This is a genomic window from Staphylococcus kloosii (assembly GCF_003019255.1).
Classification (GTDB): Bacteria; Bacillota; Bacilli; order Staphylococcales; family Staphylococcaceae; genus Staphylococcus; species Staphylococcus kloosii.
Genome location: NZ_CP027846.1, coordinates 1,513,474 through 1,536,905 on the forward strand (window position 1 = coordinate 1,513,474; position 23,432 = coordinate 1,536,905).

Consider the following 23,432-nt stretch of genomic DNA (forward strand, 5'->3'; position numbering starts at 1 on the left):
CATTATGGGTATACAAACAACATAGTATCAATTCTTAACAAATTATTTTAGCTGTAAAACATCTGGGTTTGTATACCCACTTGTCGTATGGTATACTAATGAAGTTGAAAAATTAAAATAGGATAATCATGGAGGTTTTTATACATGACAGCAACTTGGGAAAAAAAGGAAGGTAACGAAGGAGTATTATCAGTTACAGTTCCAGCAGAAAAATTAGACAAAGCATTAGATCAAGCTTTCAAAAAAGTAGTTAAACAAATTAATGTACCTGGTTTCCGTAAAGGTAAAGTACCACGTCAAATCTTCGAACAACGTTTTGGTGTTGAAGCACTTTATCAAGATGCGGCTGACATTTTATTACCAGAAGCATATGGTGAAGCAATCGATGAAACTGGCATTAAACCAGTTGATCAACCTGAAATCGACGTTCAACAAATCGAAAAAGGTAAAGACTTCAAATTTGATGCTACAGTTGTAGTTGAACCAGAAGTTCAATTAGGAGACTATAAAGGTCTTGAAATTGAAAAACAAAATGCTGAATTAACTGATGAAGAAGTTCAAGAATCAATCGATCATCAATTAGGTCATTTAGCTGAAATGGTTGTCAAAGAAGACGGTGCAGTTGAAGATGGTGACACAGTAAATATCGACTTCGATGGTTATGTAGATGGAGAACAATTCGAAGGTGGCCAAGCTGAAGGTTATGACTTAGAAATTGGTTCAGGTATGTTTATCCCTGGATTCGAAGAACAATTAATCGGTGCTAAAACTGGAGAAGAAAAAGACGTAACAGTTACATTCCCAGAAGAGTACCATGCAGAAGAATTAGCTGGAAAAGAAGCTACATTCAAAACTAAAGTTAACGAAATTAAAGCTAAAGAAGTTCCAGAATTAACTGATGAAATTGCTAACGAATTAGATTCAGAAGCAAATTCAGTTGATGAGTTTAAAGAAAATACTCGTAAACGTTTAGCTGAACAAAAAGAAACTGATGCAGAGAATGCACAAAAAGAAGAAGCAATTAATAAAGCTGCTAACAATGCGACTATCGATATTCCAGAAGCAATGGTTAACACTGAATTAGACCGTATGGTTCAAGAATTTGGACAACGTATGCAACAACAAGGTTTAAATTTAGAAACTTACTTCCAAATTTCAGGTCAAGACGAATCTCAATTAAGAGAACAAATGAAAGACGATGCGCAAGAACGTGTTAAAACAAACTTAACATTAACTGCAATCGCTGACGCTGAAAACGTTGAAGTATCTGATGAAGATATCGATAAAGAGTTAGAAAAAATGAGTGGTCAATTTAATATCTCAGTAGAAGATATTAAACAAACATTAGGTAACACTGACATTGTTAAAAATGACGTGCGTATCCAAAAAGTTATTGACTTACTTGTTGACGAAGCAAAATTAGTAGAACCTGCTAAAGAAGACAAAGAAGCATAAGGTTAATATATTGAGCAAATTGTTTTTTGCTTCAAATGTAAAGCTGTATAATGTAAAAATATTGAGTGGCAGATGCATTAATCATTGATGTATCTGCTTCACTATTTTTATGCAAATATCTTGTAAATTTAACTATTTGCATATTAAAATGCTATCTAGTATAGTCTTTAGGGAATAGGGGTGTAAATAGAATGTTCAAGTTCAATGAAGATGAAGAAAATTTAAAATGTTCTTTCTGTGGTAAAGATCAAGATCAAGTTAAAAAATTAGTCGCAGGTAGTGGCGTATATATATGTAATGAATGTATAGAGTTATGTTCAGAAATCGTAGAAGAAGAATTAGCTCAAGCAGAACCAGAAGGCTTAACTGAATTACCTACACCAAAAGAAATTATGGATCAATTAAATGATTATGTAATTGGACAAGAAAAAGCTAAAAAATCTTTAGCTGTAGCAGTTTATAATCATTATAAACGTATTCAACAATTGGGACCAAATGAAGATGATGTTGAATTACAAAAAAGTAATATTGCTTTAATTGGACCAACTGGTAGCGGTAAAACACTTTTAGCTCAAACTTTAGCTAAAACATTAAATGTACCATTTGCAATTGCAGATGCTACTAGTTTAACTGAAGCTGGTTACGTAGGTGACGATGTCGAAAATATTTTGTTACGTTTAATACAAGCTGCTGATTTTGATATTGATAAAGCAGAAAAGGGCATTATTTATGTCGATGAAATCGATAAAATTGCACGTAAATCAGAAAATACTTCTATTACAAGAGATGTTTCTGGTGAAGGTGTGCAACAAGCATTGCTTAAAATTTTAGAAGGTACTACTGCGAGCGTTCCTCCACAAGGTGGACGTAAACATCCAAACCAAGAGTTAATTCAAATTGATACAACTAATATCTTATTCGTTTTAGGCGGTGCCTTCGACGGTATTGATGAAGTTATCAAGAGAAGACTTGGTGAAAAAGTAATTGGATTCTCTAGTAGTGAAGCTTCTAAATATGATGAAGATGCTATTTTAGAACAAATTAGACCTGAAGATTTACAGTCTTACGGTTTAATTCCTGAATTTATTGGTCGTGTACCAATCGTAGCTAATTTAGAAACATTAGACGTTGAAGCATTGAAAAACATTTTAACACAACCTAAAAATGCGTTGGTTAAACAATATGTTAAAATGCTAGAATTAGATGATGTTGAACTAGAATTTACTGACGGTGCATTAGCAGCAATCAGTAATAAAGCAATTGAAAGAAAAACTGGTGCACGTGGTTTACGTTCAATTATTGAAGAAGCATTAATTGATATCATGTATGACGTTCCATCTTCTGATGGTGTTGTTAAAGTAGTCATTACTGAAGACACAATCAATGAAGAAAAGAACCCTGAATTATATGATAAAGATGGTAATTTAGTAAATAATGAACAAACTTCTGCCTAACTAATTAAATAGATTATTAAAGACCGGGACAATATTGTGTCTCGGTCTTTTTACATAAATAGTTAAATTTTGTTAAACGCATCGCAAAATAAGGAATTCTATACTATAATGAATGAGTTAAACAAGTAGAAAGTGGGTCAATAATGAATATTAATCCTAATGAAATTGAAATATTAATAAGTGCAGTAAATCCATCTCAATATCCAGAGACGGGCTTGAGTGAAGTTGCATTAAGTGGTCGTTCTAATGTTGGTAAATCTTCTTTTATTAACAGTATGATAGGTAGAAAAAATATGGCACGTACTTCACAACAGCCTGGTAAAACACAAACATTAAACTTTTATAATATCGATAACCAACTCGTGTTTGTAGATGTGCCGGGTTATGGTTATGCGAAAGTGAGTAAAAAGCAACGTGCTGCATTTGGTAAAATGATTGAACAGTACATTACACAACGCTCGTCATTAAAGCTTGTAATTCAACTTGTCGATTTAAGACATAATCCTACTGAGGACGATATATTAATGTATGATTTTTTAAAGTACTATGAAATACCAACGCTTGTAATTGCAACTAAAGAAGATAAAATTGCAAAAGGTAAAGTCCAAAAACATCTCGACAATATTCAACAAAAGCTACAAATGGAGCCCTCAGACAGTATTATAAGTTATTCATCAGTTAAAAATAATAAGCAGAAATTAATTTGGCAAGCTATCGAAAGTTATTTATAATTATTATTAACTAACAATTATTATTAACTAACAATTATTATACTGAAAATGATGTATATAAGTACAAATTTGACAAATATTTGAATTTAATAATAATTCTTCTAATTTACATGGGCAACTTGCTTAACTCATGTCATAGTTATGTTATAATTTACTTATTGTAATATGTATGGAGGGCGTTATAAATGCATTTTATTGCGATTAGTATAAACCATCGCACAGCAGATGTAGCATTAAGAGAAAAAGTTGCTTTCAAAGACAATGCCATACACGTAGCTAATGTTGATCTATTTGAAACAAAATCTATTTTAGAAAATGTAATAGTTTCCACATGTAATCGTACAGAAGTGTACGCTATTGTTGACCAAATTCACACAGGTCGCTATTATATTCAAAGATTTTTAGCGCGTTCATTTGGTTTTGATGTCGAAGAAATCAAAGATATGACTGAAGTACACATAGGAGATGATGCAGTAAATCATTTAATGCGTGTAGCTTCAGGATTAGATTCTATCGTTTTAGGAGAAACTCAAATTCTTGGTCAAGTTAGAGACGCGTTCTTTATTGCCCAACAGGAAGCAACTACAGGGACTATTTTCAATCATTTATTTAAGCAAGCAATTACTTTTGCTAAAAAATCACATAATGAAACTGATATAGCAGATAATGCAGTTAGCGTATCTTATGCTGCAGTAGAATTAGCTAAAAAGGTATTTGGTAAATTAGCAAATAAAAAAGCTGTAGTTGTAGGTGCTGGTGAAATGAGCGAATTGTCATTATTAAATTTATTAGGTTCTAATGTTAATGACATAACAGTAGTAAATAGAACGGTTAAAAATGCCGAAACACTTGCAAGTAAGCATGCAGTTAATTATGCTAATATTGAACAATTACCTGACTTATTGACACAAGCTGATATTGTAATCAGTTCTACTAGCTCAGAAGATTATATGATTACGAACGAAATGATGTCAGAAATTGATAATCATAGAAAATTAGATTCATTAGTGATGATTGATATCGCAGTACCTAGAGATATTGATCCAGCTGTAAGTCAACTATCTGACGTATTTAGTTATGATGTAGATGATTTAAAAGGATTAGTCGACGCAAACTTAAAAGAAAGACAGTTGGCTGCTGACTCAATTGCGCAAAATATTCCACATGAGATAGCTAATCACAATGAGTGGGTGAATATGCTAGGCGTAGTACCGGTCATTAGAGCTTTAAGAGAAAAAGCAATGACAATACAATCTGATACGATGGATAGCATTGATAGAAAACTACCAAACCTATCAGAACACGAGCGCAAAATCGTCTCTAAACATACGAAAAGTATTATTAATCAAATGCTAAAAGACCCTATAAAACAAGCTAAAGAGTTAAGTAATGATAAGAAAAGTAATGAAAAATTAGAGCTATTTCAAAATATATTTGATATTGAGGCTGAAAATCCATATCCGGAAAAAAGTAAAAATACTAAATCTGAGGATAAATTAAGTCGAATTCTAAGTTTTGAATAAGCCTATTAAATGGTGATGCTATGCAAGATAGTTTATTTATAAGATTTCATGAAATTATTTTATTCATTTATTTTGTCAGTATTTCTTGTTATTTTTATGATTTTTTTAGAAAAAATTTTAAGATAAGACGTTTAGGGTTTATTACTTTAGGGATTGTTTGGGTATTACAAACAATCTCTTTGTCTTTATTTATCAATCAAACGAGGTCAGTACCATTAAGTAATATCTTTGATATTTTATTTATAATTACATGGTTAATTATTTCGATTTCAATTGTTATTAATGTCATTAGACCTATCGATTTTTCGATATTTTTATTTAATTTGGTTGGTTTTATATTAATTGCATTAAATACTTTCCAACCCATGAACTATTTGGAAAAAGGCGAGAAAATAACTGTTATTAATGAATTATTGATAGTGCATATTAGTTTTGCGACGCTCAGTTATGCACTTTTCGCTTTAGCTTTCGTAAATTGTATTTTATATTTAATTCAATATAATAATTTGAAACAAAAGCGATTTACGCAAAAATATTTCCGCTTAGGTAGCGTGGCTACATTAGAGCAAATTGTATTTTATAGCTCGTTGGTAGGCTTTTTATTATTAATTATAAGTCTGATATTAGGTGCTCAATGGGGCATAAATACTATTGGATTTACTACATTAATTGATAAAAAAGTGATTTTCTCGTTTATCATTGTTATTTTATATGCGTTATATATTTTATTTAGAGTAAAGCAATTACAATCAAAACATAAATTAATATATTTTAATATTGTATTATTTTGTTTATGCATAATTAATCTATTATTCGGTCCAAGTATTTCAAGTTTTCACTAATAAATTCATTGAAAATACATGTTGATATAGAAAAGGTGGAACAGATAAAATGCGAAAATTAGTCGTCGGTTCACGTAGAAGTAAATTAGCTTTAACACAAAGTCAACAATTTATAGATAAACTTAAAGCAATTGATCCTGATTTAGAAATTGAAATCAAAGAAATAGTCACTAAAGGTGATAAAATTGTTGATAAACAATTATCTAAAGTTGGAGGTAAAGGATTATTTGTCAAAGAAATTCAGCAAGAATTATTTGACAATGAAATTGATATGGCAATACACTCGTTAAAAGATGTTCCTAGTGTTATTCCAGACGGTTTGACGTTAGGTTGTATCCCTGATAGAGAAATACCTTTTGACGCATACATTGCCAAAAACCATGTAACGTTAGAAGATTTACCAGATGGTAGTATTGTTGGTACAAGTTCTCTTAGACGTGGTGCACAAATATTAGCAAAATATCCTAATTTAGAAATTAAATGGATAAGAGGTAATATAGATACACGTTTAAATAAGTTATACAATGAAGATTATGATGCTATTATCCTAGCTGCTGCCGGATTAAAACGTATGGGTTGGTCTGATGATATTGTTACGACTTATTTAGATAAAGATACTTTAGTACCGGCAATCGGACAAGGTGCTTTAGGCATTGAATGTCGTGCTGATGATACAGAATTGTTGGAGCTTTTGGCTAAAGTTCACAATGAAGAAGTTGCTAATTGTGTAACAGCAGAACGAACATTTTTAAAAGAAATGAATGGAAGTTGCCAAGTACCAATTGGTGGTTACGCTACAATCGAACAAGATGGCATTATTGAATTTACAGGTCTAATCATGACACCAGATGGCACTGAAAGATATGAACATACAGTTCGTGGTAAAGATCCGGTAACCTTAGGTAAACAGGTCAGTGAAGTATTGAATGAGCAAGGTGCTTACGATATTATTAAAGCATTAAACGAAGAAAACTAACCGTTTGAGGTGAAAAAATGAAACCAGTTATTGTGATGACGCAAACGAGTAATTATACAAATGATAAGGTTGATATTATTCATTTACCGATGATTAAAATTGAACCTATGCTATTTGATTATTCAATTCTTGATTCACATTTTGACTGGCTTATTTTTTCGTCTAAAAATGCGGTTGCGTATTTTTATAAATATTTACAATCATTACAAGTCGATAAGATTGCGGTAATAGGAGAGAAAACCAAAGCTTATTGTGAACGATTAGGGATTCAGGTAGACTATTGCCCCGATGATTATTCACAAGAAGGATTATTACATCATTTTCAAAACATTAATAATCTAAATATTATTATCCCATCGAGTGCACAAGCACGTCCTCATCTACACAATGCATTAAATCAACGAGGTGCGCACGTTATCAAAATAGATTTATATCGGCCAGTACCATTTACCGACAATATTTATAAATTACAGCAATTAATAAATGACGAGCAAATAGATGCTGTAACGTTTGCGAGTTCTTCTGCAATAAGGTATTTTTTTAGTGAAGCAAAAATTAATAATTCAAAAATTAACTATTATGTTATAGGGCAACAAACGTTCAAGACAATTGAACAATTTGGAATCAATGCGCCCATTGCGGACATTCAAACTTTGGACGCATTAGTAGACAAAGTATTAGAAAGTAGGGAGTAAAATGGAATTTGATAGACATAGAAGATTACGCTCATCAAAAACGATGAGAAATTTAGTAAGTGAAACACATATAAGAAAAGATGATTTAATATATCCAATTTTTGTTGTAGAACGTGATGACGTTAAGGAAGAAATACCATCAATGCCAGGTGTTTATCAATTAAGTTTAAATTTAGTTGGCGAAGAAATAAAAGCAGCATATGACTTAGGTGTCAGAGCGATTATGTTTTTCGGTGTACCTAATGAAAAAGATGCAGAAGGTACAGGCGCTTATGACCATAATGGTATTGTGCAAGAAGCGACAAGAAAAGCAAAATCTATGTACAGTGATTTACTAATTGTTGCCGATACTTGTTTATGTGAATATACAGATCATGGTCATTGTGGTGTGATTAATGAACATACGCATGATGTTGATAATGATGAATCACTTCCGTTATTAGTTAAAACTGCTATTTCTCAAGTAGAAGCAGGTGCAGATATTATTGCGCCAAGCAATATGATGGATGGTTTTGTTACGGCAATTAGACATGGACTAGATGAAGCTGGTTATGAAAATATACCTATCATGAGTTATGGCATTAAATATGCATCTAGTTTCTTCGGACCATTCCGAGACGCTGCAGAATCTACGCCTCAATTCGGCGATCGTAAAACATATCAAATGGATCCTGCTAATAGACGTGAAGCTTTAAGAGAATTAGATAGCGACCTAGCTGAGGGTGCAGATATGATGATAGTTAAACCATCATTAAGCTTTTTAGATATTATTCGCGATGTGCGCAACACGACGAATGTACCAGTCGTTGCATACAATGTAAGTGGTGAATATAGTATGACAAAAGCAGCTGCTTTAAACGGCTGGATAGATGAAAAAGCAGTAGTAATGGAACAAATGATTTCAATGAAACGTGCTGGTGCTGATTTAATTATTACTTACTTTGCAAAAGATATTTGCCGTTATTTAGACGAACAATAAGGAGGAAATTTAATGCGTTACGAAAAATCCGAACAAGCTATGGAAGTTGCAAAAGATTTAATGCCTGGTGGCGTTAATAGTCCTGTTAGAGCATTTAAATCTGTTGATACACCTGCTATATTTATGGATCATGGTGAAGGTTCAAAAATATATGATATAGACGGTAATGAGTATATCGATTATGTATTAAGTTGGGGACCTTTAATTTTAGGTCATAAAAATAAACAAGTCATCGAAAAATTACATGCTGCCGTAGATAATGGTACGAGTTTTGGTGCTTCAACTATAAAAGAAAATGACTTGGCACAACTTGTTATTGATAGAGTTCCTTCTATTGAAAAAGTAAGAATGGTTTCTTCAGGAACTGAGGCGACACTTGATACTCTAAGATTAGCTCGTGGTTACACTGGTCGTAATAAAATAGTTAAATTTGAAGGTTGTTACCATGGACACAGTGATTCTTTATTAATCAAAGCTGGTTCTGGTGTGGCTACATTAGGTTTACCTGATTCTCCTGGGGTGCCAGAAGGTACAGCGAAAAATACTATTACAGTACCTTATAATGATTTAGAGGCAATTCGCACAGCTTTCGAACAATTCGGTGATGACATTGCAGGCGTTATTGTAGAACCTGTTGCAGGTAATATGGGTGTTGTACCTCCACAAGAAGGCTTTTTACAAGGTTTAAGAGACATTACGACTGAATATGGTTCATTATTAATTTTTGACGAAGTAATGACAGGGTTCAGAGTAGGTTACAATTGTGCACAAGGTTACTTTAATGTGAAACCTGATTTAACTTGCTTAGGTAAAGTGATAGGTGGCGGTTTACCAGTAGGTGCTTTTGGTGGTAAAAAAGAAATCATGGATCAAATCGCCCCTGCAGGTGATATTTATCAAGCTGGTACATTATCTGGTAATCCATTAGCAATGACGAGTGGTTATGAAACATTAAGTCAATTAACTCCAGAATCTTATGATTACTTTAATCATTTAGGCGACATCTTAGAAAACGGTCTAAAAGAAGTTTTTGCTAAACATAATGTTCCAATCACAGTAAATCGTGCAGGTTCAATGATTGGTTACTTCTTAAACGAAGGACCAGTTACTAACTTTGATCAAGCAAATGCAAGCGACTTAGAGTTATTTGGTCAAATGTATAGGGAAATGGCTAAAGAAGGCGTATTCTTACCACCTTCACAATTTGAAGGTACATTTTTATCTCTTGCGCATACCGAAGAAGATATTAATAAAACAATACAAGCATTCGATACTGCACTAAGCAGAATTGTTTAAATATAATTGAGTAAGAATCCAAATAGTAGCAATGCTATTTGGATTCTTTTATTATTAAAAATTTTAAGCTATTTTATGAATTTCATAATATGATACAATCAACTTAAATCGAATGGAAAATTACGGTATTACAATGAAAGTTGAGAAGAGATATGACTAAGTATTTTCGTAATAATATCATAGTTTTAGTTTTAGCTATTTTAATTAGTTTGTTGTTACATGTAGCACATGTGCTATTGCCTTTTATGTTTGGGCCAATTATCGCAACGATTATTGCTATTAAAATATTACATTTAGAAATAAAATGGCCTTTTTGGCTCAGTGAACTTGGCTTAATTTTATTAGGTGTTCAAATAGGGTCTACTTTTACTAAAAATGTTATTTATGATATCAAAGATGATTGGTTTACGATAATTTTAGTAACTGTATTATTATTATTACTTTCATTATTAATTGCCTTTTTGTTTAAAAAAATAGCACAAGTTAATACAGAAACTGCCATATTAAGCGTAATTCCTGGTGCCTTAAGTCAAATGTTAGTCATGGCTGAAGAAGATAAGAAAGCTAATATCATGGTTGTAAGTCTAACTCAGACGTCTCGAATTATATTTGTTGTTGTATTAGTCCCATTTATTTCATATTTCTTTAAATCACCAGGTGGTAGTCATTCTAGTGGTACTGAAGTACATCATAATTTAACACAAGCTTTGACCTTACCTAGCATACTGACATTAATTATTTTAATTGCTTTAGTTTATTATGTGATGGGGAAAGTCAATTTCCCAACAAAACAAATGTTAGCACCTATTGTCGTTTTAATAGGGTGGAATTTAATAACAGGCATTACTTTTACGTTAGATAATTATATTATTGCAGGGGCGCAAATTATCTATATGATAAGAATTGGTAATCAAATAGCAAACTTATTAGATCAAATGAAAGGGCGCATAGCAGTCGCTATAGCAGTACAAAATGTACTATTAATATTGCTAGCCCTTGTCATGGTTTATGTTATTTCATTATTTACTAATAATATGATTAATGATTTATTTTTAGGTGCGGCTCCCGGTGGTATGAATCAAATTGTACTTGTAGCAATTGAAACAGGTGCAGATGTACCAATGATTTCAAGCTATCACATCTTTAGAATATTTTTTATTTTATTTTTAATTGCACCATTATTAAATTACTATTTACGTTATCGTGCAGCAAAAAACCAACAGTAATCGCTCTTTGTGATTACTGTTGGTTTTATTTGTATTTACTTTAAGTTTTTTGGGTTACTTGGGCATGATTGTAAATGGGCATTATATAAACCAGCTGCTTCTAAAAATGAAAACACAGTGACTGGTCCTAAAAATTTAAAACCATATTGTTTTAGTTTTTTCGACAATTGTGTAGCTGTTTCGTCTACTGTGATGCGCTCACTAGGCTCTTTGTAATTTAAATCATATGGTTTATGATCCACGTATGACCATAAGAACTCACTGAAACTTCCATATTCTTGTTCAATTTCAAAGAATCCTTTAGCTTGGTTCACAATGGCTTCTAACTTTTTTCTATTATGTACAATGTTAGGAAACTCCATTAATGAATCAATATCCTGCTCTGTCATCTTTGCAATTTTTGCTGGATCAAAATCGTAAAATGCTTGTTCATAAGATGATTTCTTTTTTAAAATTGTTAGCCAAGATAAACCAGCATGCTGTGATTCTAATGCCATTAGTTTAAATAATTGTAAACTATCATACATTGGTTGGCCCCAAACATTATCGTGATATTCTAAATAAATAGGATCTTTAGTGCCAAACGCACAAGGATTCATAAATTTCACTCCATTTCATTGACTTATTACTGTTTACATTATACTATAATTAAGTAAATTAAATTAGTCTACTGGGAAGAGTAAATGCCAAGAAATTTTTAGAGAGTACACGGTTGGTGAGAGTGTATATTTTCTAGTGTTGAAGGTAGCCCACATCGAACTTTAGCTGAACTCATTAATGATATGACTAGGTTAAAGCGTGTTTGAGCGTTAATCGAGATTAAGTGCAAGAAACGATAAATTTCTTGAATTTAGGTGGTACCACGGAACATCCGTCCTATATTTATAGGGCGGGTGTTTTTATTTTTAAGGAGGCAATTATATGGAAATGAAACCTAAATACAATCCGCAAGAAGTAGAAGCGGGTCGTTATGAAGAATGGGTAAAAAATGGATATTTTAAAGCACAAGAAGATGACACAAAAGAAACATATACTATCGTTATTCCGCCACCAAATGTAACTGGTAAATTACATTTAGGACATGCTTGGGATACAACGTTACAAGATATATTAACTCGTATGAAACGTATGCAAGGCTATGACACTCTATATTTACCTGGTATGGACCATGCAGGAATTGCGACACAAGCAAAAGTAGAAGCTAAATTAAACGAACAAGGTATCTCTAGACATGATTTAGGTCGTGAGAAGTTTTTAGAAAAAGCGTGGGACTGGAAAGAAGAATATGCAAACTTCATTAGACAACAATGGTCTAAATTAGGTTTAGGTTTAGATTATAGCAGAGAGCGTTTTACGTTAGATGATGGTTTAAGCCAAGCAGTTAAAAAAGTATTTGTTGATATGTATAACAAAGGATTAATCTATCGTGGTGAATACATTATTAACTGGGATCCAGTGGCTAAAACTGCATTATCTGACATCGAAGTTATTCATGAAGATGTACAAGGTAAGTTTTATCATTTCAAATATCCGTATGCAGATCAAGATGGTTATATTGAAATTGCTACTACACGTCCAGAAACGATGCTTGGAGATACAGCTATCGTTGTTAACCCTAATGACGAACGTTATAAAGATGTAATTGGTAAAAATGTAACACTACCTATCGTCGGCAAAACATTGCCTATTTTGGCAGATGAGTACGTAGATATGGAATTTGGTAGTGGGGCAATGAAAGTGACGCCTGCACATGATCCTAATGACTTTGAAATAGGTAATAGACATAACTTAGAGCGCATTAATGTTATGGATGAAGAAGGTAAAATGAATGACTTAGCTGGTAAATACGCTGGTCTAGATCGCTTTGAATGTCGTGAACAATTAGTCAAAGATTTAACTGAACAAGATTTAGTTATTAAAATTGAAGAACATGAACATTCAGTGGGTCATTCTGAACGTTCTGGCGCTGTTGTTGAACCTTATTTATCTACACAATGGTTCGTTAAAATGAAACCATTGGCAGAGCAAGCACTAAACAATCAAGAAACTGACGATCGCATTGAATTTGTTCCTTCAAGATTTGAAAATACATTTAATCGTTGGATGGAAGAAATTAGAGACTGGACAATTTCTCGTCAATTATGGTGGGGCCATCAAATACCTGCATATTACCATAAAGAAACTGGTGAACTATTAGTTTCGGAAACACCACCTACTGATATTGAAAATTGGGAACAAGATGAAGATGTGCTAGACACTTGGTTCTCAAGTGCTTTATGGCCATTTTCAACATTAGGATGGCCAAACACTGAATCAGAAGATTTCAATCGTTATTTCCCTACAAATGCGTTAGTAACTGGATACGACATTATTTTCTTCTGGGTTGCTCGAATGATTTTCCAAGGTTTGGAATTCACTGGACGTAGACCATTTAATGATGTATTACTTCATGGTTTAGTACGTGCAGAAGATGGTCGCAAAATGAGTAAATCATTAGGTAACGGTGTAGATCCTATGGATGTTATCGATCAATATGGTGCTGATAGTTTACGTTATTTCCTTGCAACAGGATCTTCACCAGGTCATGATTTACGTTATTCTACTGAAAAAGTTGAATCAGTTTGGAACTTTATTAATAAAATTTGGAATGCTGCACGTTTTAGCATAATGAATATAGGCGACGAGTTCACTGTTGACCAAGTAGATTTATCTGGAAACTTATCTCTAGCAGATAAATGGATACTAACAAGATTAAATGAAACAATCGAAACGGTGACGAACTTAAGTGATAAATATGAATTCGGTGAAGTAGGTAGAGCGCTTTACAACTTTATTTGGGATGATTTCTGTGATTGGTATATCGAAATGAGTAAAATCCCTATGAATGGCAATGATGAAGCTCAAAAACAAACAACACGTTCAGTGTTAACTTATGTTTTAGATAATACAATGAGAATGTTACATCCATTTATGCCTTTCGTAACTGAACAAATTTGGCAAAACTTACCGCATGTTGGCGAAACAATCGTTCACGCTTCATGGCCAACTGTTCGTGAAGAGTTTTCATTTAGTGAAAGTAAAGAAACAATGGACCAATTAGTAGAAATTATTAAATCAGTGCGACAATCACGACTAGAAGTAGACACACCATTATCTAAAGCTATTCCTATCTTTATTAAAGCTAAAAATAGCCATATTAAATCAACATTAGAAACGAATGCAAACTATATTGATCGTTTCTGTCATCCAAGTGAATTAGTTATTGATACTGATATTACAATTCCTGAAAAAGCCATGACTTCTGTAACGTCTGCAGGTGAAGTAGTATTACCACTTGAAGGTTTAATTGATATGGATAAAGAAATTGCGCGTTTAGAAAAAGAATTAGACAAATGGCAAAAAGAGCTAGATAGAGTGAATAACAAATTAGCTAATGAAAACTTTGTCAATAAAGCACCTGAAAAAGTTATTAACGAAGAACGTGAGAAAAAACAAACTTATCAAGAGAAGTACGATGGTGTAAAATTAAGAATAAATCAATTGAAAGCATAGGAGCCTTTAACATGAATTACCTAGACAGCTTATATTGGATACATGAGCGTAATAAATTTGGAATCAAACCAGGCGTTAAACGAATGCAATGGATGCTAGCCAAATTAAACAATCCACAATTAAAAATTAATGGCATTCATGTAGGTGGCACAAATGGTAAAGGATCTACAGTTGCATATATTCGCTCGGCTTTAGTAAATAATGGCTATCAAGTTGGTACTTTCACTTCCCCATTTATTGAAACGTTTAACGAACGTATTAGTTTAAATGGTCAACCTATTAGTGATGATGAACTTGTGAATTTAGTTGAAATCGTCAAACCAGTAAGTGAAGCTTTAGAAGCGGAAACTGATTTAGGAACTGCTACTGAATTTGAAATTATTACGACGATGATGTTTGTTTATTTTGGTGAATTAAATCCTGTTGATTTTGTAATTGTTGAAGCGGGCTTAGGTGTGAAAAATGATTCAACTAATGTCTTCAACCCTATACTTACAGTATTAACAAGCATTGGATTGGATCATACTGATATTTTAGGCGATAGTTATGTAGACATTGCTAAAGATAAAGGGGCAATAGTTAAATCAAATACGCCAATTATTTATGCTGTAAAAAATGATGAAGCGTTAAAAGTCATTCGCCACAATGCAAAAGTAAATGATGCCAAAGCGATTGAACTAGATAGAGATATTACCGTAGTTTCTGAAGGTGATGAATTTACGTATCGTTACAAAAATTATGAACTAGAAACATTAGCGTTAAATATGTTAGGTGAACACCAAAAAGAAAATGCAGCTTTAGCTATTACTGCATTGCTCGAACTTAATGAAGAAGGTAGTGTCGATTTAGATTTTAATAAAATGATTGATGGCATAGAAAGTGTAAATTGGAGCGGACGTATTGAACGTGTGAAAGATCAACCATTAATGATCATTGACGGTGCACATAATAACGAAAGTGTTGAAGCTTTAATAGAGACAATTAAAGATTATTATCATCTTGAACAGGTGGATATTCTATTTTCAGCTGTAAAAGGTAAACCTGTAAACGAAATGTTAGAACAACTGATGCCAATTACTCAAAATTTATATATTACTGAATTCGATTTCCCTAGAGCTATGACTAAAGAAGATATTAGCGAGGAAATTGATTTCGGTCAGAAGGAACTTGTTGATGATTATGCGTCCTTTATTGAAAATTATGATGGTCATGCATTAATCATTACTGGCAGCTTGTATTTTATAAGTGAAGTAAAAGCAAAAGTGAATTTTTAATAATTTCAACCCGTTTAATTAATAAATGTTAATTAGACGGGTTTTTTATTACTAGAACAATTAATCCCCATAATTTAATTAGTGAGAATTATCTTCTTATCTATACGGTACGGTGCTATAATTTTGAATACTTACTCAACTTGAAATTATATTGGGGTGTAATAAATGTTACTTCAACTTATTCTATGTCCAATTTTATTTAGTTTTTTATATCAAATTACAAATATAAAAGGCCTTGCATTCAAATATTTATTGACGCGTTCAAAATGCGATTTTTGCCAAAAACCCATATCTTACTTGCAACTAGTTCCAATATTTAACTTTATAAGGTCACAAGGCAAATCACTATGTTGCAATCGTCAGCTCAGTAAAAGTTATATTATTGGTGAGTTATTATCATATGTTTCACTTATAATTTTGAATATTACTACATTACCAGTTAACGGTGCTGTGTTGTTATTAATATATTTTAGTTTATTAGTTTTAGCATTATATGATATAAAGACATTTTCCATTCCTATACATATTCCTATTATTGTAATTATAACTTCATTTATTTTAGGGTCTTTTTATCTTCTTCAAGGATGTTTCATAACAATGCTTTTACATCTAATTTTTTATTGTTGTAAAAATTGTATTGGCTATGGAGATATCTTAATCTTCGCATTACTATCTTTTATATTACCATTTTCTATTTTTTTCTTGATATTATGGTTCACCTTTTTAACAGGTGGTTGCTTTTCTATATTTTATATAGCTTTAAAACGATCATTGAAATTAAAACTACCTCTTGTGCCATTTATCTTTTGTGCATTTATAATGGTTGCGCTTTTCTATCCTTTTTTAACATGGGTGGTGATTTAATTGAATATTAAAGATTTAGCTAATTCTGAAAAACCTAGAGAAAGATTACTAGAACGAGGAGAAAAATCTTTATCAAACGCAGAACTTATTGCTATTTTACTGAACACAGGTAGAAAGGGAAGTTCAAGTTTAGAAATTGCTAATGAATTATTAAATAAAGTAACTAATTTAAAACATTTACAGCAATTGTCTATATATGATTTGAAAGAAATCAAAGGTATCGGATTATATAAGGCGATTGTGTTAAAAGCGGCATTTGAACTTGGTATTAGAATGCACTCTGGAAGTATAGAGTCACAAGTGAAAGTTAAAAAGCCGGCCGATGTAGCAAACTATTTAATGGGACAAATGCAACATCTATCACAAGAACATTTTGTTGCACTATTTTTAAACTCCAAAAATATTATCATTAAACAGAAAACAATTTTTAAAGGGACTTTAAATTCTTCAATCATCCATCCACGCGAAATATTTTGTGAAGCTATAAAATGGTCAAGTCACGCAATTATAGTTGCGCATAACCATCCATCAGGAGATGTGACACCATCAACAGAAGATATTAAAACAACAGAGCGATTAATTGAATGTGGTGACATTATAGGTATAGGTTTATTGGATCATATTATTATTGGCCATAATAACTATTTAAGTTTAGTTGAAAGTGGTTATATTGAATAGATGAAACAAACTACTTTTGTTTTGATTAACTAAACATTTTGATTTTTTGTTGCGTTAAATATTTTTAGGTTGACCTAAAAATATTTGTAGAAATCATAAAAATATGCAATAATTTAAAAGTCAAAATGAATTAAGAAAGGCAAGACAATGTTGAAAATATACAAAAAGCTTAAGACATCATTGAAATATTTAGACCTAGGCATTATCTGTTGCTTTATAATCTTGAGTATTATTGGCATCGTGATGGTTTACAGTGCAAGTATGGTTTCGGCTTCAAAAGGTGCATTAACAGGTGGAGTACCTATAGAGGCAAATTTCTTTATGAAAAGACAATTTATTTTTGCGATTTTTGGATTTGTCTTAATTATATTTATTAGCGTTTATTTTAATATTAATGCGTTGAAAAAAAGTAATAGTCAAAAAGTTATAGTGTTAGGAACGCTCTTTCTACTTTTTCTAACCCAGCTGATAGGTAAAGATGTAAATGGTTCTAAAAACTGGATTAACTTAGGTATTTTTAGTTTGCAATCCTCGGAATTCCTCAAATTGTCCGCCATTTTTTATCTTGCTTTCGTTATTGATAAATTATTAAAAAATAATAAAGACTACAAATTAAAAAATTTGATTCCACCGCTTGGTTTATTAGGAGTGGGCTTAGTCTGTGTCCTAATGCAGGGCGATTTGGGCGGTACTTTACTAACTGTTGGTATCATTGCTTCGATATTAACGTATTCTGATATTAAAAATAAAATAAAACTTCAAATTATTGCAATTACAGCGATACCTACAATTATTTACATATTCTATACTTTAGTATTTGATGCTAATACGTTATATCGGATGAAGCGTATAAAAGTAGTATTAGATCCTTTTAAATATGAGAATGGAGACGGATATCAACTAACTAATGCACTAGTATCAATTAGTAATGGCGGTATTTTTGGACGAGGTTTAGGTAATGGTATTTTAAAACTTGGTTATTTACCAGAGCCGCATACAGATTTCATATTTACAGTAATTGCAGAAGAATTAGGTTTAGCAGGCGTCATTTTTGTTTTACTATTATATGCATTTATCATATATAAAGGATTTTTTTACGCAAATAAAACAAATAATAATTTTTATAAGTTAATTTGTATTGGCGTTATAAGTTATTTATTTATGCAAATATTTATAAATACTGGCGGCGTTTCGGGCTTAATTCCCTTAACAGGTGTCACTTTACCATTGCTAAGTTACGGTGGGTCATCAATGCTAAGTGTCAGCCTAGCTATTGGCAGCATGCTGGCTGTTATAAGAGAAATAAAGAAAGATGAGTTAAAAAAATAAATTTTAAAACAACTGAAAGGTGAACTACTATGAAATTAACAAAAAAAGGTAAACTATTTATAATTGCTGGTATTATTTTATTAATAATTTTAGGATACGCTGCATTTAAAATAATTCATTTAAATGCGTCAATACATGATTCTAACGATAATCGTGAAGAGACAAAAGCGACTAAAGAAAAAGTTAAAAATAACAAGCCATTATCTATAGCGATATTTGGTGTCGATTCTGATGCTAATCGAGCTAAAGAAAATATGGGCCAACGTACTGATACAATATTAATAGCATCAATAAATCCAAAAACTAAAAAAACAAAGCTTATTTCGGTACCACGCGATATGGAGGTTCAAGTTCCTGGCGTCAATGGCAAACAAAAAATAGCACATGCATATGCTTATGGTGGACCGCAAAAAGCTATAGCAACACTTAATCAACAATTAAATGTCCCAATAGATGGTTATGTTACTGTCGATATGGATGGCTTTGAAAAAATGATTGATATTTTCGATGGTGTAACCGTGAAAAGTAATGCAACGTTTAGTTATAATGGCTCAAGCTTTAAAAAAGGTGGACTTGTGACATTAAAAGGAGAAAAAGCATTAAACTATGTTAGAAGTAGAAAACAAGTTGGTGCTGGTGGTGACGAGGGTCGTACGGCGAGACAACGACAAGTCATTGATGCTTTAGCTAAATCTGCGAGTAATTCATTTAATATATTTAAATTAAATAAAGTGTTAAAAGTTAGTGAGAAAAATGTAAAAACTGATTTAAGCCTCAGTGATTTAAAAACAATTTATACTGATTACAAAGATAGTGCAAAATCGATTGATAAAATGTCGATCAACGGTCAGAATTTAATTGAATCTGATGGCATTTGGTATTTTGAACCTGATCAAACAGACCTTGCAAATAAAGTTAAAGCGTATAAAGATAATCTAAAATAAATGTCGATAATGGTGATTGCTATATTTTATATGCAATTACCATTATTTTTGTTAAGTATTCAACGTGATATATACGTAATATGCTAATAGACATATCTGAGTAATTTATATAATGATAGGGTAAATAACTTTTAAAGTTTAAACGTTAAAATTTTTACTGGTTGGTGAGTAATACATGCAAAATTATTTAAAATTAACATTACCTATATTTGCAGTAAGTTTAATACTAACATTGATACTTTATGTTCTGTTTGTATTAACTGATTTAATCATGAGTTTTTCTAATGCAGCGTTGCTATTAAATATAGATTTTTTAGTAAACTATAAGTATATAAATATTTTTGAAGAATTATTAATACATTTCTTGATAACTTTAACCATCGTTTTAATGACTTTTTATGTATATCGTAACTTTCAAGATTTAAAAGTCGTATATTTGTGTAGTTTAATGACTGTCTTTATTTTGTTATATCCTATTCTGATTCTCTTATCAAACCGTCAATTTTTTCATTATGACATAGGCGCACATATAGTTTGGTTAATTGCTCATTTTATTTTTATTGTTTTATTGAATTTTAGTGTAAAAAAAATAATTGCCAAGATTTAATAAACATAAAAATGGTTCATATTTTTAAAATAATAGAGGTGCTAAATTATAAAATATACAATAGCATCGAAGTGTATTATAAGTTAATATAGTTAGTGAATTGATTTATAATTGCGAGGGGAGAACAAGAATTAAATGGCAAATTATCAACATAACAATAACGCTAAAAAGTCAAAGTGGAATATAATTGTGATTGTTATTATCATTCTTGTATTTTTATCATTAGTTTTTGCGTTATTCTTTGGCACTTATAGTTTTATCAAAAATAATGTAAATTTTAATATCAATCATTCACATTCAACAAGTGAAAAGGAAAAGGGTAATAGTGAACCTAAAGATGCACCTAAAATAAACGTGTTAACTTCTGAATTCAGTAATAACTTTATGCATGCCGATCAACGTAATGGTTATCATGGCATTACAAAAGGGTTGACTAAAAAAGAAGTTGAAAAGAAATTAGGGCACACGAATCATGTCGTACCTATCGCAAGTGTTAAAGCACACAAATATGGTAGTATCGCAACTTATTACAATAAAGATAATAAAGTCGAGCGTATCTTTGTCGTACCTCAAAATGTATCAATACATGAATTCGAAAATTATCATGGTCAAGCTACGATCTCTTACAATCAAAGTGGTAAGGTATATGATGGCAATCCTAATAATAGTTTTTCTGTAAAAGTATTTACTAATAAAGATGATAAAATTACTGGGATAGAAAATGTCGATCAAATTGCACGATAAAAAGACATTCCTAATTATTTAGTAATAGGCTATCTTTCAATATTATAAAAGGAAACTTTAAATGTTAAACTTAAAATCATTATTTCTACTGTTATTTATAATTATTGCAGTAATCACAATTGTGAGCTTAATTTTAACTAATAACTATACTATGGCACTTATTACCACTGTCGTTTTATTTTTGGTGGTTATAGATTTTATGGTGCGTGCTATTAGAAAAAATAATAATTATAAATAATTAAATTTAAGAGTTTGGGACATAATTCTTAACTCAAGTTAAATAACACCTCATTCTACTGATTTATTCAGTAAAAATGAGGTGCTATTTTTATAATTCACGATTTTGTTCGTGCATGCTTGCCTTGATTTAGGATAGTATGGTTCGAGCCTGTAGTCTCTCACTCATACGATTCCCTCAGGCGTCAGCACGATACAAAAACATTACAAAGTTAATCTTATCTTATTTATATATTGATAGTATATGACTTTATGACTGGATTGAAAATGCGCTTATTTCAAGCTGTTTTCAACTCTAATTATCATTTCTAGTACGGATTACAAATGCTTCTAAAAAAGATTTTTGTCCTGCTCCCTTATACTTACTTATTGATTTGATACTGAAGTTTTGTAATCCCTTCAATCGTTTGAAAAATTATTATATAATAATGTGGTATTTAATTTAGGAGGTTTACATCATGAATCTAGTCATCTTATTAGGTGTATTAGCACCAGTTATATATCTAATGTTAAAAGTCGTATCAAATACAGTTATTAATAAAAAAATCACAATAAACACCGTAGTAATTGCTATGATTGGCATGTTGTTAGCAGCAATTGTCATGGTAGTTGTAAATAAACCCATTCATTTAATTTATTATATTGTAGCAAGTATTTTTGTGGGAATCATATGGGGCGTTATTTTGTGTGGATGTTGCTTTTTTTATCAAAAGTTAAATAGTGCATTTAGTAATAAGAAAAAGGATATGTAATAAAAACAACGTTTCTATAATTTATAATTAGAAACGTTGTTAATAGTTTAAAATTGAATTAAATTGAAATATTGATGGAAATGGTCCATAATCCATAATACTCCTTGGTATCCTAAATAAATACATAAAATAATAATACCAACTGAGATTAGGAATCGTAATATTGATAAGCCAACTTTAAAAAATAAGATGACTAATAATGCTATTAGTATAATTGTTAGAATGCTCATCTTGTTCACTCCCTTTTAGTAATATCTTACATTTTTATAACTACGTAAACATCGGTCCCAAGTTAGGATTTAAATAAGCCTACGGTCTGATTACAAATATAAATATAATAAATTATAATTCATTTGAAAAGGAGGTTATTGAATGAGGTTTATTTTCGGTGTTATAAAAAATATTTTAGCAGTAGTTGCTATTATAGCTATCGTCTTTTTTGCTTTAAAATATGCGCCATTCTTAAAAGAACAAGAATGGAATCCTCTTCATGAAAATAGGCCTACATTTAAAGATAGCCCTGTCGATCCACAAATGAATAATGGCAAACGTTATTCGCTGGAAAGTAATGATTTATTAAATAATGTACCACCTAGTCAAAGTAAAAAGGTTTTCAATTGGGTTGATAAAAAAGAATTTATGTCTGTCTCAGGATTAGAACGTATGGGATATAATGATAAATATATTGCCGGTCAAAGACAAGATAAATTTGTAATCTATAAATTTGGTTCTGATTCTATGCGTGTGTATACTACCGAAATAGAAATGGAACAAGATTTGGCTAAATTAGGACAACACATCAAATTAAAACCACGACAATCATATGAGTAATGCGTTTGAATTTAAAATACAAATGCGTTACCTTTATAGTGTAAATAGAGAAAAGGTTGGTGTCTAAATATGAGTGAACAATCTAAAGAGAAAAAAGCTGACGAACAGGCTAAAGCACAAAACTTATTTGCACGTTGGCGTAAAGAAGAAACATTGTATAAAGAAGACGAGAAAGATTCACAAGATAACGATAAATCGAACACTGATAAGAAAAAAGAAGATTAATAATAAAAGGGACTTGGATAACCAAGTTCTTTTTATTTTATAAAATTTTAATAAACATTAATTGCTTTACTACGCTTTTATTTTTGAATGTTGTTATAATAATAGTAATCATTTTATTCAATGAAGTGGTCCAATGTTTTTAAATAATATCTAGTCGGTTAAAGAAAGTATTTGTGAATATTAAAGTAACACTTTATTTCGCATCATGAGTAATATAA

Annotated in this window: 22 protein-coding genes and 1 other annotated feature; of the genes, 20 read left to right on the forward strand and 2 right to left on the reverse strand. The window is 31.2% G+C overall.

Features of this window, described 5'->3' with window-relative positions:
* Nucleotides 1-144 precede the first annotated feature (144 nt).
* The 10 genes from tig to C7J89_RS07590 all read left to right on the forward strand — a co-directional run bounded on the left by tig (nt 145) and on the right by C7J89_RS07590 (nt 11,177).
* Complete coding sequence (gene tig / locus C7J89_RS07545; protein WP_061854474.1) at nt 145-1,455, forward strand: trigger factor; 1,311 nt, start codon at nt 145-147, stop codon at nt 1,453-1,455.
* Nucleotides 1,456-1,646: 191 nt separating this feature from the next.
* A complete protein-coding gene (gene clpX, locus C7J89_RS07550; RefSeq protein ID WP_061854475.1) occupies nt 1,647-2,909 on the forward strand; it encodes an ATP-dependent Clp protease ATP-binding subunit ClpX in 1,263 nt (420 codons plus the stop codon).
* 143 nt (nt 2,910-3,052) lie between these two features.
* Nucleotides 3,053-3,640, forward strand: a complete 588-nt coding sequence (yihA, locus tag C7J89_RS07555; protein ID WP_061854476.1) for a ribosome biogenesis GTP-binding protein YihA/YsxC — start codon at nt 3,053-3,055, stop codon at nt 3,638-3,640.
* A gap of 185 nt (nt 3,641-3,825) precedes the next feature.
* Complete coding sequence (hemA, locus tag C7J89_RS07560) at nt 3,826-5,163, forward strand: glutamyl-tRNA reductase (RefSeq protein WP_061854477.1); 1,338 nt, start codon at nt 3,826-3,828, stop codon at nt 5,161-5,163.
* A 20-nt stretch (nt 5,164-5,183) separates the two neighbouring features.
* Nucleotides 5,184-6,005: a cytochrome c biogenesis protein gene (gene ccsA, locus C7J89_RS07565; protein WP_061854478.1), complete on the forward strand. Its 822-nt coding sequence runs from the start codon at nt 5,184-5,186 to the stop codon at nt 6,003-6,005.
* Nucleotides 6,006-6,054: 49 nt separating this feature from the next.
* A complete protein-coding gene (gene hemC, locus C7J89_RS07570) occupies nt 6,055-6,981 on the forward strand; it encodes a hydroxymethylbilane synthase (RefSeq protein WP_061854479.1) in 927 nt (308 codons plus the stop codon).
* A 17-nt stretch (nt 6,982-6,998) separates the two neighbouring features.
* On the forward strand, nt 6,999-7,676 hold the full coding sequence (locus C7J89_RS07575; RefSeq protein WP_103294689.1) for a uroporphyrinogen-III synthase: 678 nt from the start codon (nt 6,999-7,001) through the stop codon (nt 7,674-7,676).
* 1 nt (nt 7,677) lies between these two features.
* Nucleotides 7,678-8,655, forward strand: coding sequence for a porphobilinogen synthase (gene hemB / locus C7J89_RS07580; RefSeq protein WP_103294690.1), 978 nt, complete (start codon nt 7,678-7,680; stop codon nt 8,653-8,655).
* Between the two features lie 12 nt (nt 8,656-8,667).
* Complete coding sequence (hemL, locus tag C7J89_RS07585; protein ID WP_103294691.1) at nt 8,668-9,951, forward strand: glutamate-1-semialdehyde 2,1-aminomutase; 1,284 nt, start codon at nt 8,668-8,670, stop codon at nt 9,949-9,951.
* A 152-nt stretch (nt 9,952-10,103) separates the two neighbouring features.
* On the forward strand, nt 10,104-11,177 hold the full coding sequence (locus tag C7J89_RS07590) for an AbrB family transcriptional regulator (protein ID WP_103294692.1): 1,074 nt from the start codon (nt 10,104-10,106) through the stop codon (nt 11,175-11,177).
* A gap of 35 nt (nt 11,178-11,212) precedes the next feature.
* On the opposite strand, the gene C7J89_RS07595 is transcribed toward C7J89_RS07590, so the two are convergent.
* Nucleotides 11,213-11,776, reverse strand: coding sequence for a DNA-3-methyladenine glycosylase I (locus tag C7J89_RS07595; RefSeq protein ID WP_103294693.1), 564 nt, complete (start codon nt 11,774-11,776; stop codon nt 11,213-11,215).
* A gap of 58 nt (nt 11,777-11,834) precedes the next feature.
* Nucleotides 11,835-12,059, forward strand: a binding site (T-box leader).
* A gap of 39 nt (nt 12,060-12,098) precedes the next feature.
* On the opposite strand from C7J89_RS07595, the gene C7J89_RS07600 reads away from it, so the two are divergent.
* The 8 genes from C7J89_RS07600 (at nt 12,099) to C7J89_RS07640 (ending at nt 22,158) form a co-directional block, all read left to right on the forward strand.
* Nucleotides 12,099-14,729, forward strand: a complete 2,631-nt coding sequence (locus C7J89_RS07600) for a valine--tRNA ligase (protein ID WP_103294694.1) — start codon at nt 12,099-12,101, stop codon at nt 14,727-14,729.
* A gap of 11 nt (nt 14,730-14,740) precedes the next feature.
* Nucleotides 14,741-16,003, forward strand: a complete 1,263-nt coding sequence (locus tag C7J89_RS07605; protein WP_103294695.1) for a bifunctional folylpolyglutamate synthase/dihydrofolate synthase — start codon at nt 14,741-14,743, stop codon at nt 16,001-16,003.
* Between the two features lie 165 nt (nt 16,004-16,168).
* The gene (locus C7J89_RS13590) at nt 16,169-16,867 is read left to right on the forward strand and encodes a prepilin peptidase (RefSeq protein WP_103294696.1); all 699 of its coding nucleotides are present in this window, start codon (nt 16,169-16,171) and stop codon (nt 16,865-16,867) included.
* On the forward strand, nt 16,868-17,545 hold the full coding sequence (radC, locus tag C7J89_RS07615) for a RadC family protein (protein WP_061854488.1): 678 nt from the start codon (nt 16,868-16,870) through the stop codon (nt 17,543-17,545).
* A 147-nt stretch (nt 17,546-17,692) separates the two neighbouring features.
* A complete protein-coding gene (locus tag C7J89_RS07620) occupies nt 17,693-18,874 on the forward strand; it encodes an FtsW/RodA/SpoVE family cell cycle protein (RefSeq protein ID WP_103294697.1) in 1,182 nt (393 codons plus the stop codon).
* Between the two features lie 29 nt (nt 18,875-18,903).
* Nucleotides 18,904-19,818 (forward strand): LCP family protein, encoded by a 915-nt coding sequence (locus tag C7J89_RS07625; protein WP_103294698.1) that lies wholly within the window; start codon nt 18,904-18,906, stop codon nt 19,816-19,818.
* A gap of 742 nt (nt 19,819-20,560) precedes the next feature.
* Nucleotides 20,561-21,169 carry a hypothetical protein gene (locus C7J89_RS07635; RefSeq protein ID WP_103294700.1) on the forward strand — a complete coding sequence of 203 codons (609 nt, stop codon included), beginning with the start codon at nt 20,561-20,563 and terminating at the stop codon, nt 21,167-21,169.
* A gap of 695 nt (nt 21,170-21,864) precedes the next feature.
* A complete protein-coding gene (locus C7J89_RS07640; RefSeq protein ID WP_103294701.1) occupies nt 21,865-22,158 on the forward strand; it encodes a hypothetical protein in 294 nt (97 codons plus the stop codon).
* Nucleotides 22,159-22,205: 47 nt separating this feature from the next.
* Here C7J89_RS07640 and C7J89_RS07645 read toward each other — a convergent pair whose 3' ends face one another.
* On the reverse strand, nt 22,206-22,388 hold the full coding sequence (locus C7J89_RS07645) for a hypothetical protein (RefSeq protein ID WP_061854494.1): 183 nt from the start codon (nt 22,386-22,388) through the stop codon (nt 22,206-22,208).
* A 142-nt stretch (nt 22,389-22,530) separates the two neighbouring features.
* Here C7J89_RS07645 and C7J89_RS07650 point away from each other — a divergent pair, with 142 nt between their 5' ends.
* Both C7J89_RS07650 and C7J89_RS13310 read left to right on the forward strand, forming a co-directional pair.
* Nucleotides 22,531-22,989 carry a DUF4930 family protein gene (locus C7J89_RS07650; protein WP_061854495.1) on the forward strand — a complete coding sequence of 153 codons (459 nt, stop codon included), beginning with the start codon at nt 22,531-22,533 and terminating at the stop codon, nt 22,987-22,989.
* A gap of 69 nt (nt 22,990-23,058) precedes the next feature.
* Nucleotides 23,059-23,214 (forward strand): hypothetical protein, encoded by a 156-nt coding sequence (locus tag C7J89_RS13310; RefSeq protein ID WP_170066444.1) that lies wholly within the window; start codon nt 23,059-23,061, stop codon nt 23,212-23,214.
* The last annotated feature ends 218 nt before the right edge of the window (nt 23,215-23,432 follow it).